This window comes from Synechococcus sp. 8F6 (assembly GCF_002252665.1).
Taxonomy (GTDB): Bacteria; Cyanobacteriota; Cyanobacteriia; order PCC-6307; family Cyanobiaceae; genus Cyanobium_A.
Map to the genome: position 1 here is coordinate 71505 of NZ_NQKZ01000002.1, position 13934 is coordinate 85438.

A 13934-nucleotide genomic window follows, 5' to 3' on the forward strand; every position below is an offset into this window, starting at 1 on the left:
GTGATTTGTTTACTGGCGGGCTATTTGCCCTTAGGCCTTCCTGTAAATCGTTTCGATTGCCCCTGCCTCTCGAAGTCCATCGGAATCAAGCTGCGGCACATAGAGCATCATCGTCCCCATTCTGCGGTGGAGCTGCGGTAGCAGTCCCTCGCCTTGCCAGAGCTTCTGCTTGGCGCGCACAAAGTCCACCACATCAGAGCAGCTCCATACTCTCTCTGAATAGCTAGCGTCGGTGGGATATAGTTCCAGTAGTTGATCTAACGTCACAGCCTGAACCACCGGCGAGAGTGCCTCGTCAAACACCAGGTAGTGGAAGGGACTGTCAATCGCCAGGTCCCGCTCTCTGTAGAAGAGATCGATATAGGCCAGCCGCTCCTCGCGGCTGATTGGGCTGATAGCGCTCATGCCGCCACCTCCAGTTTGTGCTCTGCCCAAGGATCAATCGGCAGGGCGGTGAGTCGGCCGCTCACGAACGCCCCCGTGTCGATCCCAATCCGGTGGGGCAGCTGGGCGACGCGGTAGTTGCGTTGGAAGGTGTGCCCGTGCACCACCGTGTAGGGCAGGCCGTGATCGCGGTTCAAGAAGGGTCCGCGGATCCACAGCAGGTCCTCTGCCCGTTGCTGCCTCAGCGGCACCCCCGGCCGAACGCCGGCGTGCACAAATAGGTACTCGCCCCGCTGTGCCGTCAGCGGCAGGCTCTCCAGCCAGGCCTGATGCTCACGGGCCACCGGCAGGAAGCCTGCATTGCCTCCGTTCCACTGCCATAGATCAGTGGCGTGATCGGGCTCCTCCTCTGCAAGCGCATCGAGCAGCATCTGCTCGTGGTTGCCGCGCAGCACGGTTACCCCAGCCAGCCCATAGACCTCTGGATTGGCCTGCAGCTCACGCACCAGCTCGATCACCTGCTGGTCACCATCGGGTTCAGGCGAGCGGTCGATCAGATCCCCTAGGAAGATCAGCTCGGCTCCACTGCCCAGATGGGGCCAGATGGTCTCTCGCAGCAAGGTGGCGCAGCCATGCACATCGCCGATCGCCACCACCGGTGCCTTGCGCTCAGACGTTGTCATCGCCGCTCTCCCACACGTTGAGGCTGGAGCGCAGCGATTCACGCCGCAGGCGTTTGCGGCTGAGGTTGCGGTCCTGGGTCATCAGTTCCTTCTTCTCCGCCAGCAGTCGGCGTTCCCTGGTGATGGCATCGCTCTGGGGCAGACCCTTCAGGCGCTGGTCGATCGCTTCAATGCTCGCCATGGCGGCCCGCAGATCACCCCGGTCGAGTTCCTCGATCGCCAGGCGCCGTTCGCGGTTGGCCCTCAGCAGCGCCAGCTGTTCAGCCACCTCTGGATCAACCTCGAGGCCCTCCAGTTCCGCCTCGGGTTTCACCGGCAGTGTCAACTGCTCGATCAGCGTCTTGCGGCCCTCCTGATCTGGGCTATCCCAGGCCAGCCGCACGCTGGCGATCTCCTGGTTCGGCATCCAGGCCGGCAACTGCAGCCGCACACCCACCGAGAGCTCCTGGCCGTAGCGGAGGTTGGGCAGCTGGTGATTCCCAGCGCTGGTGAGCGGTAGATCGTTGAGCAGGTCCACCAACTCAGCCCCGTGCTTGGCACGGATGCCAATGCTCACCTTGCGCCCAACCGTGCTTGCCAGGCCCTGCAGTTCGCTGGCGTAGAGATCTGCCAGCTGCTTCGGGGATTCGATCTGGGCCAGGGTGCCGTCGCCGGCGGCAGCCATTGCCCCCATCAGGTCCTCATCAAAGCCGCTGCCCAGGCCAAAAGCGCTGGTACTGATGCCGCGCTGGGTCAGGCCCTCCACCTTGGCTGCGATCGCTTCGGCATCGGTGAGGCCCTCGTTGGCCTGGCCATCGGAGAGCAGCAGCACCCGATTCAAGCCAGCTGGATCGAGCTGATTGGCTACCTGCGTCGCACCGGCCAGCCAGCCGTCAAACAAAGCAGTGCAGCCACCGCTGTGGATGGTGTTGATGGCGCTGATAAACAGGAGCGGATCACGCACCGGCTGGGAGGGCACCAGCACGTTCACCTCCTCGTCAAACGTGACGATCGCCAGCCGGTCGCGCTCGGTGAGCTCACCCGCAAGGAACCGGGCGGCCTTACGGGCATGGCTGAGCTTGCTGCCAGCCATTGAGCCAGAGCGATCGATCACCAGCGCCAGGTTCAGACCCGGACGCTCCTTGAGTTGCATCGGAGGGTGTTCAGGCGAACGCACCGTGATCAGCAGATCGAGGGTGGTGGCGCCATCGGCGGCCACCGCCGGCCGCAGCGGCCGGAAGTGCAGAGAGGGGTTCATGGGTCTATCGGGGGTATCGGGTTGGTGTTTGTTCAGGGCTGATCAGAGGCGCTCAGCTCTCGCTCTCGAGCTGCTCGCGCAACCGCTCAAGCAGGCGGGCCAGCCAGGCTTCGCGGCGCTTGCCTGCTGGTGGGATCGAGGCCGATTCGCTCAGATGCAGCTCCACCCCTGGCGCCAGCGAGAAGCGATGCCAGCGGCTGGAGGCGACGTTGGAGCGCCCAGCCGATCGGGTGGAGAGAGATCGCTGAGGAGACAGGGAGGCGGAGCTGCTACTCAGGGGTGAGCCCAACAGCGGCAGCAAAGAAGCGCTGCTGCCTGGGGAGCTCGATAGGGATCGTTCGCCCTGCAGGCTCTGCAGATAGGACAGGGCCTCCTGCTGCTCTGCCGAGGGGGATGGCTCCTCCAGCTGCAGCAGCTGCTGGCCGAGCTCCTCGTCACTGCAAGTGACCAAGGGAGCGATCGCCGTGAGGCTGAGACCGCGCCTGGCCAGGGCACGGATCAACAGCAGCTGCAGCAAATGGCGCTGGCCATACACAGCACGGCGGCGGTCTTTGCCGGGTCGATCGATCAGGCCCTCGGTGGCATAAAGGCGCACCGTGCGTGGCGTGACCTCCTCCCCCAGACGCTCACCGGCCAGCGCCAGCAGCTCCTCCAGCCCGTAGAGGGAATCGGAGCCCAGGGAGGCAGCCGTCGAGAGGGAAAGGGAGTCAGCCATGCACCAATGGTTACACGCTTGCACTGCAAGTGTCAAGCAACGAGGTAGGGTGGTCATGTTCCGCCGTGATCCCGATGTCCTTTCCCCTGCTTCCTCTGGCGGCCGCTGTTCTCCTTGCCCAGGCCAACCCGCTGCTGATCCCCGCCAAAAACGGCAACACCTGCCCTGGTGGCACCAGCTACGGCGGCGCCGGCTACTGCAAGGTGCGCAACAACGCCCAATACGTTTCGGCGAAAAACGGCACCACCTGTCCCGGTGGCACCTCCTACGCCGGCGCGGGGTACTGCAAAGTTCGTCAGTAGGCCAGACGCCATGACCATCACCCCCCGTTTTGGCGAAGCCCTGCTCTGGGCCGAGGCCCTGCACCGCAACCAGCGCCGCAAAGGCAAAAACGTGCCCTACGTCTCCCATCTGATGGCGGTCAGCGCCATGGTGTGGGAAGACGGCGGCACAGAAGACCAGGCGATCGCTGCCCTGCTCCACGACGCCATCGAGGATGCGGGCCAAAGCCATGCCTCCATCGCAGAGCGCTTTGGAGCGGTGGTGGCCGACATCGTGCGCGATTGCACCGACACCAGCGCTGATACCGCGCCTGGGGAGAAAGAGCCCTGGCTGATCCGCAAAACCCGCTACGTCGCTTCCCTGGCCGCCAAGACGGTGCAATCCCTGCTGGTCACCGCGGCAGACAAAGCCCACAACGCCGGCGACATGGTGCTCGATGCCCGCAGCCAACCCGACATGTGGTGCAAATTCAATGCCGGCCTCGATGGCTCAGCCTGGTATTTGCTGCGTATGCATCAGCAGCTCAAGCAGCGCTTGCCCCACAGTCGATCCGTGGCACGGCTTGGTGAAGCGGTTGAGGAGATCCTGTCCAGCGAGCCCTACCGGCGCATCGTGCCTAATGGCATCGCACCTGCGGTGTGGGCTGCGGGCTATGCCGAGCGCAACAACCACTCCCAGGAGAACACCCCATGACCCCGTTTCGTTACTGGGTCAGCGAGAGGTACGGAGTGATGCTCCAGCACACCACTGCCGCAGGCATGGGGCATCCCTAAATTTGGGGCGATGGGCGCTGGCCGCCAGGCTCTGCCTACGTGATGGATGCCATCACCGGCCTCGGAGAAGACCTCTGGAGCTCAGGCGACTCAGCCGATGAATGCGATCAGGCCACCGCCGAGCCAGCAGCCCAGCTCCCGCAAAAATCCGTTACATTCATGAGAACTTGTGTAACGGGGTCCGATGGGCGAGGTGATCGACGCGACTTCGGGCTTCGGCGGATTCAGCGGTGGCTTCAGTCTGATCTCCGGAGTGGTCAGCCTTGTGGCCCTGGGTCTCTACGCCCTCCTTCAGGGCGACACAAACAACAACGACGATGACGATTCCAGCCCCGGTGGCGGCCTGATGCAGCCTGTTGCCTAGGCCGTATCAGGGATCCAGGCTCTGGCGCTGCTGCTGCTGCTGCGCCCGATAGCTGGCTGGCACCAGCACCAGAAATAGCAGCCACCAGAGCAGCACCACCAGGGCCACAGGCCCAGTGATCCACCAACGCTGCAGCCACCACCAGCTCGTGGCCACAGCCACAGCCCCTGTTAGCACGATGCTCCAGGGCTGACACCACCAGGGTTTCAGGGTCCAGATCGACTCAGCGGGAGCCGTCATTCAGTCAGCGGGCGGCGCCCGTTGGTTTGGCCAAAGCCGAAGGCAGGTTGGTGCTGGCCGGGTTGTAGGCCTTCTCCACACCATTGGCAGCGCGAAGCCGCTTCACCAGGGTGGTCTCGGCCACCCGGTATTGGCTGTCTTTGCGGGTGCCGAGATCCTCCAGCTTGAGCCGCTGGGCCTCCAGCTCGGTCATCTTCGCCGTCACATCGGGGTCGATGCCGTGCTTGTGGATGTCCCGGCCACTGGGGGTGAGGTATTTGGCGATGGTCACGGTCATGCCGGAGCCATCGGAGAGCCCCCGCACCGACTGCACCAGACCCTTGCCGAAGGTCTTCTGCCCCACCAACACCGCCCGCTGGTTGTCCTGCAGAGCGCCGGAGAGGATTTCACTGGCACTGGCCGAGCCTTCATTCACCAGCACCACCAGCGGCTTGTTGGTGAGGGCGCGGCCGTTGGCCCGCTTCACATCGCGGATGCCATCGCGGGTTTTGGTGGACACAATCGTGCCCTCGTTGAGCCACTGGCGGGCGATTTCCACGCTCGCCATCAGCAGGCCGCCGGGGTTGCTGCGCAGATCCAACACGTAGCCCTGGGCGCCTTTCTCCTCCAGATCCTTCACCGCCAGACGCATGTCCTTGGTGGCCGTGGCGTTGAACTGGCGCAGGCGGATGTAGCCCACCTTCACCCCATCAGTGGTGGTGTTGATCTGATGGTCAACGGCATGGAGCTCAATGCGCTCGCGGGTGAGCGGCACCTCCAGGGTCTGGCCCTTGCGCTGCAGGGTGAGGGTTACCGAGGTGCCGGCCTGACCGCGGATCAGTTTGACCGCGTCCTCGGTGCTCATCCCCTTGGTGCTCTTGCCATCGATGGCCACGATCACGTCCTTGGGTTGCACCCCCGCCTTGGACGCGGGCGAGCCCTCGATCGGCGACACCACCACAAGATTTTTGGTCTCCTTATCGAGACTCAGCTGGATGCCCACCCCGGAGAGCTCTCCGGAGGTGTCGATCTGCATCTCCTTGAATTCCCGCGGATCGAGAAAGCGGGTGTAGGGATCATCGAGGCTGCCGAGCATGCCCCGGATCGCTTCGTAGGCCTCTTTGGTGCTGCCGTAGCTCTTGGCCAGCACACTGCTGCGCAGGCTGCGCCATTGCTCCGGTTTGTACTTGCCGTTGATGTCCAGATAGTCGCGGAAGACGATCTGCCAGGTCTGGTCGATCACCTCCTTGGGGCTGTCGCTGATCCGCGACGTGCCCCCCGGGGGCGTGACAACTTCCCGAGCTACAACCGCCGTGGCCGCACAGGCACCGATGCCTACCAGCACAACCAGGCTGGTGCGGGGGCTGGCCATCAGAAAAAGCCGTGGAGGCACGGGAAACGTTCTCTGAAACTAGCGCCGCCGCAAGGTTTCCACGGGGGTGGGTAACCGGACGACAACAAGCCAGGAGCGCTCAGGGATCAACCCAGCGGCCGTCCTCCCGGATCAGGGCAATCAGGGCCTCCACCCCTTCCGCCTCCGGCACCCGGCGAATCTCCTCGCGGCCGCGGTAGAGGGAGATGCTGCCAGGGGTCTTGCCGACGTAGCCGTAGTCGGCATCAGCCATCTCGCCGGGGCCGTTGACGATGCAGCCCATCACGGCGATGTCGAGGCCGGTGAGGTGGGCGGTGGCGTTGCGCACCTTGTGCAACACCTCCTCCAGGTTGAACAGGGTGCGGCCGCAGCTGGGGCAGGCCACATATTCGACCATCGTTTTGCGCAGCCCCAGAGCCTGCAGGATCGAATAGCAAACCGGGATCTCCTTCTCCGGCGCTTCGGTGAGGGAGACGCGAATCGTGTCGCCCAGGCCCTCGGCCAGCAGGGGCGCAATGCCGGCGGTGCTCTTGATGCGGCCATAGTCGCCGTCGCCGGCTTCGGTCACGCCCAGGTGCAGGGGGTAATGGAACCCCTCCGCATCCATGCGGGCGGCCATCATCCGGTAGGCGGCCATCATCACCGGCGCCCGCGAGGCCTTCATCGACACGACGATGTTGTGGAAGTCGAGCCGGTCGCAGATGCGGATGAACTCCAGGGCGCTCTCGACCATGCCCATGGGCGTGTCGCCGTAGCTGAACAGCATCCGCTCGGCCAGGGAGCCGTGGTTGACGCCGATGCGCAGGGCCTTGTCCTGCTCCTTGAGCAGGCTGACCAGCGGCTCGAAGGTGTCGGTGATGCGCTCGCCGATAGCGGCGATCTCCTCGGGGCTGAATTCGGTGCGGTTGGGGTCGGGCTTGTCAAACACAAACAAACCGGGGTTGATCCGCACCTTGTCGACGTGCTGGGCCACCTCGAGGGCGATCTTCATGCCGTTGTGGTGCACGTCCGCCACCAGCGGCACGGGCTTGTAGCTGTCTTCCAGCCGCTGGCGGATCTCCTTCACCGCCTTGGCATGGGCCAGGGACGGCACGGTGAGCCGCACGATCTCGCAGCCGGCCTCATGCAGCCGCCGAATCCCAGCCGTGGCCCCTTCGATGTCGAGGGTGTCTTCGTTGATCATCGACTGGACCACCACCGGGTGGTCGCTGCCGACCCAGATGCCGCCCACCCGCACGCTGCGGGTTTTGCGGCGGTGGATCTGGGTGTCGAAACGGGGGTCGCTGGCCCAGTCGTTGGTCGGGTCGGTGGCCCGGTCGGGAGAGAAGGCGTCGGGGCGGGCCAGGGTGCCGGTCATGACGGGAGAGCGCTGGGGGCCGGAGGCTGCGCAAAGCCTGTCACAACATCACCACCGCTGGCGGATCAGCCAAGTGATACCTCAGCCAAGTGGCGGGTCGATCAAACGGCGGCGCAGCTCGGCCAGATCGCGAACGGTGTGCCAGCGGGGAGATCCCTCCGCCTGGGAAGGATTGCGCAGCAGATAGGAGGGATGCAGCAGGGGCATCAACCAGCGCCCCTGCAGGACGCCAAGGTTCGGGGTGTCCTGGTCACTGGCGCGCCACTGGCCCCGCAGCCGGGTGATGCCGCCGCGGATGCCCAGCACGGCTTCCAGGGCCGTGGCGCCCACCAGTCCAATCACCAGGGGATCCACCAGGGCGATCTGCTGCTCCAGCCAAGGGCGGCAGGCAGCCATTTCCGCAGCCGTGGGCTTGCGGTTGCCCGGCGGCCGGCACTTCACCACGTTGCACACGTAGGTGTCGCTCTGGCTGTCCAGCCCGGCGGCGGCCAGCAGCTGCTCGAGCAGCTGGCCGGAGCGACCCACAAAGGGAAGCCCCGCCAGATCCTCCTGGGCACCCGGCCCCTCGCCGATCAGCATCAGCCGGGCGGTTGGATTGCCTCGGCTCACCACCACCTGCTGGCGGCCCGCCGCCAGGCCGCAGCGGCGGCAGGCAGCGCAGGAGCGGGCCAGCTGCTGCAAGGGGTCGCGCGGCGGGAGTGGGGAAGTCATCAAGGACCAGTGGTGACGCTCAGCAACGAACTGCCCCTTTCGTGCCAGCTCGAACCGTAGGTGGAGAAACCGTGCGGCAGGATGGATTTCAGTGCTGAAGCCGCGCATCCCGATGCCGGACACAGGGATGTTCGCCGCACCCACCACCACCCCGGCTCTCTCGGCCCGGGCGAGGGCGCTGCAGCCCTCCCTCACCCTGGCGATTGCCGCCCGCGCCAAGGCCCTCAAGGCCGACGGCCACGACATCTGCAGCCTCAGCGCCGGCGAGCCGGACTTCGACACGCCCGCCTTCATCCGTGAGGCCGCCACCGCAGCCCTGGAGGCGGGCCACACCCGCTATGGCCCCGCCGCCGGCGAACCGGCCCTGCGCGAGGCCATCGCCGCCAAGCTGAGCCAGGAAAACGGCGTAGCCACCACCGCCGACCAGGTGCTGGTCACCAATGGCGGCAAACAGGCCCTCTACAACCTGTTCCAGGTGCTGCTGGAGCCTGGCGACGAGCTGCTGCTGCCGGCGCCCTACTGGCTCAGCTACCCCGAAATCGCCCGACTGGCCGGAGCCTCGGTAGCGCTGATTCCCAGCTCAGCGGCCCAGGGATTTCGGCTCGATCCCGCCGCTCTGGAAGCGGCCATCACCCCGGCCAGCAAGCTGCTGGTGCTCAACAGCCCCGGCAACCCCACCGGCATGGTGCTGAGCCGGCCGGAGCTGGAGGCGATCGCTGCCGTGCTGCGCCGCCATCCCCAGGTGGCGGTGGTGTGCGACGAGATCTATGAGTTTCTGCTGGCTCCTGGCCACAGCCACCACAGCTTTGCCGCGGTGGCACCCGACCTGGCCGATCGCATCTTCACCGTCAACGGCTTCGCCAAGGGCTGGGCCATGACCGGCTGGCGCATCGGCTGGCTGGCGGGTGCACGGTCGGTGGTGGCCGCCGCCAGCGCCCTGCAGAGCCAGAGCACCAGCAACGTGTGCAGCTTTGCCCAGTTCGGGGCCCTGGCCGCGATCAGCGCCTCCCGCGACTGTGTGCGCGCCATGGCCGCCCAGTTCGATGAGCGCCGCAGCCTGCTGACGGCGGGACTGATGGCGATCGAACGGCTGGAACTGCTGCCGCCGGAGGGAGCCTTCTACGCGTTCCCCGACGTGAGTGCCTACGGCCTCGATTCCATGACCCTGTGCAATCGCCTGCTTGATGAGGTTGGTCTGGCGGTGGTGCCCGGCGTGGCCTTCGGCGACGACCGCTGCATCCGCCTGTCCTGCGCCGCCGGACCTGCCACCATCCAGGACGGCCTGGCGCGCTTGCAGCGCTTCTTGGCCAGCCTGTAGCGCCAGCCGATGGCGGAGGATTGGGTCGTTTCCGAGCCACTCCTGCCTTGATCACACGAGAACGTTGGGCCGTTGCACTCGCCGGCCTCCTGCTGATCGGTCTGCTCCCAACGGCCTGCTCCAATCCCTCCGATCGCGGATCTTCAGCCCCCGGCACAGGGGCCGACCTCGCGGTGCAGCCGCAAGACAAGCGGGTGCTGCGCATCAGCGCCATTCCCGATCAAAACCCCGAAAAACTGAATCGGCTGTACGGCCTTGTGGCCGATGAACTGAGCGAGCAGCTGCAGGTGCCGGTCAAGTTCATCCCGGTCACCGATTACACCGCCGCGGTGACCTCTTTCCGCACCGGCGATCTCGACCTGGTGTGGTTTGGCGGACTCACCGGCGTGCAGGCCTGGCTGCAGAAGCCCGGCGCCCGCGCCCTGGCCCAGCGTGACATCGACCGCTCTTTCCACAGCGTGTTCATCGCCAACCCCCGCAGCGGCCTCAAGCCAATCAGCGGCGTGAACGGCCTGCGCGAACTGAAGGGCAAGCGCTTCACCTTCGGCTCGGAAAGTTCTACATCAGGCCGGCTGATGCCGCAGTTTTATCTCAATGAAGCGGGCGTGCAGCTCAATGATTTTGCCGGCGGCGCACCGGGCTTCAGCGGCAGCCACGACGCCCTGATCGCCCTGGTGAAAAGCGGCACCTACGATGCCGGCGTGGTCAATGAAGAGGTGTGGACAAGCACGCTCAAGGCCGGGAAAGTAACTACCCAACAAGTCATCCCGATCTGGCGCACCCCTGGCTACGCCAACTACACCTGGGTGGTGCAACCCAATCTTGACCAAGAGTATGGCAAGGGCTTTACCATCAAACTTGAGCAGGCCTTTGTGGGGCTCAAAGCCAGCAACCCTCGCCAAGCCCAGATCCTCGACTTGTTCGGTGCTGAGCGCTTCGTGCCAGCCAGCAACGACCAATACAAGGCCATCGAATCCGTGGGACGCCAGATCGGCAAGATCCGCTAACAGGCCCCACGCCCAGGCTGGCCACGCTGGGTGCCAGACCATTCACAATTGACGCATCCCGGTGCCTCTGTCTGTGGTCTGGTTGATCGATCTGGTGCTGCTACTGGCTGGCCTGGTGCTCTGGCGCCGGGCGGGCAACGAGGGCGATGAGGCGTGGTCGTTGTTTCTGCGCAGCATCGCCTTCCTCGATCTGGCCTTCATCGCCTTCGGCAATGGCCAGCTGTTGCTGGAGATTCCCCTGCTGGCGGTGGCCCTGGCGCTGCCCTCGGCGGCCAGCCTTGAGCGGCGGCGCTTCTAATCCGGCCATGAACCCCCGCGGCCCCGATCTGATTGAGATGAGCCTGGTGGCTTTGATCCTGGCGCTGATCGTCTATCGACTCACCCTGGCCTGACCTCACCTTGCCGTCCCTGCTGAGCCTGGAGTCCATCACCGTGCGGGGGCGCACCCAGCCGCGGCTGGATGGGGTGTCGCTGCAGCTAGAGCCCGGCGAGCGGGTGGCCCTCTTGGGGCCCAGCGGCGCCGGCAAGAGCACCTTGATTGCGGTGGCCAACGGCCTGCTCGCGCCGGATCACGGCCAGGTGCGGTGGCAGGGCGAACCCCGGGCCCGCAGCCGCCGCGCCCGTCGCCGCCAGCAGGCCCGCATCGGCACCCTCTGGCAGGACCTGCGCCTGATCGAGGAGCTGACGGTGCAGCAGAACCTCAACGCCGCCCGTCTGGCGGCGTGGGGCTGGCCGCGGGCCCTGCTCAACCTGCTGCTGCCCCTGGACACCCCGGCCTGCGCAGAGGTGCTGCAGCGGCTGGATCTGGATCCGGCCCTGCTCAACCAACCGGTGTCGGCGCTCTCAGGCGGCCAGCGGCAGCGGGTGGCCCTGGCCCGGCTGCTGCGCCAGGAGCCGCTGCTGCTGCTGGCCGATGAACCCCTGGCCAGCCTGGATCCGCGCCTGGCTGCCGATCTGCTCACCCTGCTGCTGGAGCTGGCCGGCCCGCCGCGGGGCCTGCTGCTGAGCCTGCACCGCCCCGACCTGCTGACGGGTTTCGATCGGGTGGTGGGGCTGCGGGATGGGCGTCTGGTCTTCGACCAACCCTGCGCCAGCCTGGATCCTGGCCAACTCGAGGCGCTCTACGCCGGCGCTGAACCATGAGGCCCGCTGCGCCCCTGTGGGTGCTGCTGCCCGCCCTGGTGCTGCTGCCGGTGCTGGCCCTGCTGCCCGGGATCAGCCATGGCGGCGGCTGGGAGCTGGTGGGGCAGTTTGCGGCGGCAGCGCTGCAGCCCTCCCCTGATCCGCTGGTGCTGAGGTCGGTGCTGGGAGGGCTGGGCGTGACCGCAGGCATCGCTCTGCTGGGCTGGGCCGGCAGCCTGGTGCTGGGCCTGGGGCTCGGCATCGCCAGCTCCCGGGTGGTGTGGCGCACCTGCACGGGCAGTGCCGCCCCGGCCGGTTGGATCCGCCGCCTGCTGGCCCTGCCCCGCTCGCTTCACGAACTGCTCTGGGGGTTGCTGCTGCTGCAGCTGGTGGGCCTGCAACCGGAGGTGGCGGTGGTGGCGATCGCGATTCCTTTCGGGGCCCTGGTGGCCAGGGTGGTCAGCGACCTGCTCGACACCCTGCCCACCGCGAGCCTGGAGGCCCTGCGCTCTGGCGGAGCCCCGGCCCCGGCGGCCCTGCTCACGGCCCTGGGGCCGCCGCTGCTGCCCCAGGTGATCAGCTACAGCGGCTATCGCCTCGAGTGCGCCCTGCGCAGCGCCACCCTGCTGGGGGTGTTCGGCCTGGGGGGTCTGGGCACTGAGCTGCGGCTCACCCTGCAGTCGCTGGCCTTCCGTGAGCTCTGGACCGGCCTGTGGCTGCTGCTGCTGTTGATGCTGCTGCTCGAAGCGCTGCTGGGCTGGCTGCGGCGCCGCTGGGCCATGCCGGCGCGGCTGGGGCTGCGCCAGCGGTCCGTGGGACGGCAAGCGCGCGAGTTGGTGGCCGCGGGTCTGGCCCTGCTGCCGCTGCTGGCGGTGGTGGCCTGGCAGCTGGAGGTAGAGCCCGCCGCCTTGCTGCAGTGGCAGGGCCTGCCCCCCCTGGGCCCGTCCGACTGGGGTGCCGTGGCCGCCCTGCCCTGGCCGGGCCTGATCGCCAACACCGTGCTGTTAACGGTGCTGGCCGCGGCCCTGGCCGTGGGGCTGGCACCCCTGCTGCTGTTGGTGGTCGCGCCCTGGCCGATTGGGGGCGCTCTGGTGCGCGGGCTCTGGGCCCTGGGCCGGCTGTGGCCGCCACCGCTGACCGCCCTGCTGCTGCTGTTTGTGCTCCAGCCCGGGGTGCTCACCGGCGCCCTGGCCCTGGGGTTCCACAACCTCGGCATCCTCGGCCGCTTGCTGCTGGAGGCCACCGAAACCACAGGCGCACACCAGCAGCAGGCCCTGCTGGCCGCTGGCGGCGGGCCGCGCCTGGCCCTGCTCTACGGCCGCTTCAGTGGCCTGGCCCGCCCCTACCTGGCCTACGGCGCCTACCGGGCCGACGTGATCCTGCGGGAATCGGTGGTGGTGGGTCTGGTGGGCGCCACCGGTCTGGGCAGCCAGCTGCTCGAGGCCCTCAGTTCGTTTGCCGGCGACCAGCTGCTGGCGCTGGTGCTGGCCTATGCGTTGCTGACGCTGCTGGGGGAAGATCTGAGCGATCGCGCCCGCCTGTGGCTGTTGGAGACCCCCCATGGTGATGGCCATCCCCAGGAAGCTGGTGGCGCTTGGCGATAGCGGTGTGTTCGGCTGGGGCGACCCGCTGGAGGGGGGCTGGTGCGAGCGGCTGCGGCGCCATTGGATGGACCTGCCGGGCGGCCCGGTGCTCTACAACCTGGGCGTGCGGGGCGACGGGCTGGAGCGGCTGGCTGCTCGCTTGAGCGCCGAAGTGGGTTGCCGCGGAGAGCTGCGGCGCCAGCAGCCCCAGGGAATCCTGCTGGGGATCGGGCTCAACGACACGGCCCGGGTGGGACGGGCTGATGGCCGGCCCCAGCTCGATGCCGAGGGCTTTTTGTTTGGCCTGCAGCAGCTGCTGCAACAGGCCCGAGCGATCGCCCCGGTGCACGTGATCGGGCTTACACCGGTGGAGGAGGCCGCCATGCCCTACGCCGACGTGCTCTGGTATTCCCTAGCCGACATCCGCCGCTACGAGGGCCTGCTGGAGGAGGCCTGCCTGGAAGCCGACGTGCCGTTCCTCCCCCTGCTGAAGGGATTGCTGGCCGATCCCGACTGGCCTCAGTGGCTGAGCAGCGATGGCCTGCATCTCAACAGCGACGGGCATCGTCAGGTGTATGAGCGGGTGCGCAACTGGCCGGCCCTGCTGACCTGGGCAGATCTGCAGCCCCTGCACGGCCAGACGCCTCTGGCCTACTGAGGGGCGATCCCCCATTTGGGTGAGCGCAAGTCCCCCGCGCGGGGGAAGCGACGGTTGGGGCACCGCGGCGACGGTGAAAACACCGACGTCTCGCCCTCCATGGCACCCGCTCCGAAGGTCCCCGCTCCCCAGTCTCTTGCTCCCAAGCC

General features: G+C 66.9%; 17 protein-coding genes. 9 read left to right on the plus strand and 8 right to left on the minus strand.

Features of this window, described 5'->3' with window-relative positions; translation table 11 throughout:
• Positions 1-30: 30 nt before the first annotated feature.
• The 4 genes from CJZ78_RS02360 to CJZ78_RS14000 are packed head-to-tail and all read right to left on the minus strand — an operon-like array spanning position 31 to position 3019.
• Positions 31-405 (minus strand): hypothetical protein, encoded by a 375-nt coding sequence (locus tag CJZ78_RS02360; protein ID WP_094559298.1) that lies wholly within the window; start codon positions 403-405, stop codon positions 31-33.
• Complete coding sequence (locus CJZ78_RS02365; protein WP_094559299.1) at positions 402-1067, minus strand: metallophosphoesterase family protein; 666 nt, start codon at positions 1065-1067, stop codon at positions 402-404. The genes CJZ78_RS02360 and CJZ78_RS02365 overlap by 4 nt, the downstream gene beginning before the upstream one ends.
• Positions 1054-2304 (minus strand): VWA domain-containing protein, encoded by a 1251-nt coding sequence (locus CJZ78_RS02370; protein WP_094559300.1) that lies wholly within the window; start codon positions 2302-2304, stop codon positions 1054-1056. The genes CJZ78_RS02365 and CJZ78_RS02370 overlap by 14 nt, the downstream gene beginning before the upstream one ends.
• A 52-nt stretch (positions 2305-2356) precedes the next feature.
• On the minus strand, positions 2357-3019 hold the full coding sequence (locus tag CJZ78_RS14000; RefSeq protein ID WP_158217020.1) for a MerR family transcriptional regulator: 663 nt from the start codon (positions 3017-3019) through the stop codon (positions 2357-2359).
• Between the two features lie 74 nt (positions 3020-3093).
• Between CJZ78_RS14000 and CJZ78_RS14005 the strand changes: the two genes are divergently transcribed.
• The 3 genes from CJZ78_RS14005 to CJZ78_RS02390 all read left to right on the plus strand — a co-directional run bounded on the left by CJZ78_RS14005 (position 3094) and on the right by CJZ78_RS02390 (position 4438).
• Entirely contained in the window at positions 3094-3321 is a 228-nt protein-coding gene (locus tag CJZ78_RS14005; protein ID WP_094559302.1) for a hypothetical protein, read from the plus strand.
• Between the two features lie 10 nt (positions 3322-3331).
• Positions 3332-3994 carry an HD domain-containing protein gene (locus CJZ78_RS02385; protein ID WP_094559303.1) on the plus strand — a complete coding sequence of 221 codons (663 nt, stop codon included), beginning with the start codon at positions 3332-3334 and terminating at the stop codon, positions 3992-3994.
• A 264-nt stretch (positions 3995-4258) separates the two neighbouring features.
• Positions 4259-4438: a hypothetical protein gene (locus CJZ78_RS02390; protein ID WP_094559304.1), complete on the plus strand. Its 180-nt coding sequence runs from the start codon at positions 4259-4261 to the stop codon at positions 4436-4438.
• 6 nt (positions 4439-4444) lie between these two features.
• On the opposite strand, the gene CJZ78_RS02395 is transcribed toward CJZ78_RS02390, so the two are convergent.
• From CJZ78_RS02395 to CJZ78_RS02410, 4 genes are all read right to left on the minus strand, one after another.
• Complete coding sequence (locus CJZ78_RS02395; RefSeq protein ID WP_094559305.1) at positions 4445-4678, minus strand: DUF6737 family protein; 234 nt, start codon at positions 4676-4678, stop codon at positions 4445-4447.
• 4 nt (positions 4679-4682) lie between these two features.
• Entirely contained in the window at positions 4683-6029 is a 1347-nt protein-coding gene (locus CJZ78_RS02400) for a S41 family peptidase (RefSeq protein WP_094559306.1), read from the minus strand.
• A 100-nt stretch (positions 6030-6129) separates the two neighbouring features.
• Positions 6130-7386 carry a (E)-4-hydroxy-3-methylbut-2-enyl-diphosphate synthase gene (ispG, locus tag CJZ78_RS02405; RefSeq protein WP_094559307.1) on the minus strand — a complete coding sequence of 419 codons (1257 nt, stop codon included), beginning with the start codon at positions 7384-7386 and terminating at the stop codon, positions 6130-6132.
• Positions 7387-7467: 81 nt separating this feature from the next.
• Positions 7468-8097 (minus strand): uracil-DNA glycosylase, encoded by a 630-nt coding sequence (locus CJZ78_RS02410; protein WP_094559456.1) that lies wholly within the window; start codon positions 8095-8097, stop codon positions 7468-7470.
• Between the two features lie 112 nt (positions 8098-8209).
• Between CJZ78_RS02410 and CJZ78_RS02415 the strand changes: the two genes are divergently transcribed.
• The 6 genes from CJZ78_RS02415 (at position 8210) to CJZ78_RS02440 (ending at position 13785) form a co-directional block, all read left to right on the plus strand.
• Positions 8210-9415 (plus strand): pyridoxal phosphate-dependent aminotransferase, encoded by a 1206-nt coding sequence (locus CJZ78_RS02415; RefSeq protein WP_233128418.1) that lies wholly within the window; start codon positions 8210-8212, stop codon positions 9413-9415.
• Positions 9416-9462: 47 nt separating this feature from the next.
• The gene (locus tag CJZ78_RS02420) at positions 9463-10422 is read left to right on the plus strand and encodes a putative selenate ABC transporter substrate-binding protein (RefSeq protein WP_094559309.1); all 960 of its coding nucleotides are present in this window, start codon (positions 9463-9465) and stop codon (positions 10420-10422) included.
• Positions 10423-10483: 61 nt separating this feature from the next.
• Positions 10484-10720 (plus strand): hypothetical protein, encoded by a 237-nt coding sequence (locus tag CJZ78_RS02425; protein WP_233128419.1) that lies wholly within the window; start codon positions 10484-10486, stop codon positions 10718-10720.
• Positions 10721-10821: 101 nt separating this feature from the next.
• Positions 10822-11565, plus strand: a complete 744-nt coding sequence (locus CJZ78_RS02430) for an ATP-binding cassette domain-containing protein (RefSeq protein ID WP_094559310.1) — start codon at positions 10822-10824, stop codon at positions 11563-11565.
• A complete protein-coding gene (locus tag CJZ78_RS02435) occupies positions 11562-13148 on the plus strand; it encodes a phosphonate ABC transporter (RefSeq protein WP_094559311.1) in 1587 nt (528 codons plus the stop codon). Before CJZ78_RS02430 ends, CJZ78_RS02435 begins: the two co-directional genes overlap by 4 nt.
• Complete coding sequence (locus CJZ78_RS02440) at positions 13105-13785, plus strand: GDSL-type esterase/lipase family protein (RefSeq protein WP_094559458.1); 681 nt, start codon at positions 13105-13107, stop codon at positions 13783-13785. Before CJZ78_RS02435 ends, CJZ78_RS02440 begins: the two co-directional genes overlap by 44 nt.
• Positions 13786-13934 lie beyond the last annotated feature (149 nt).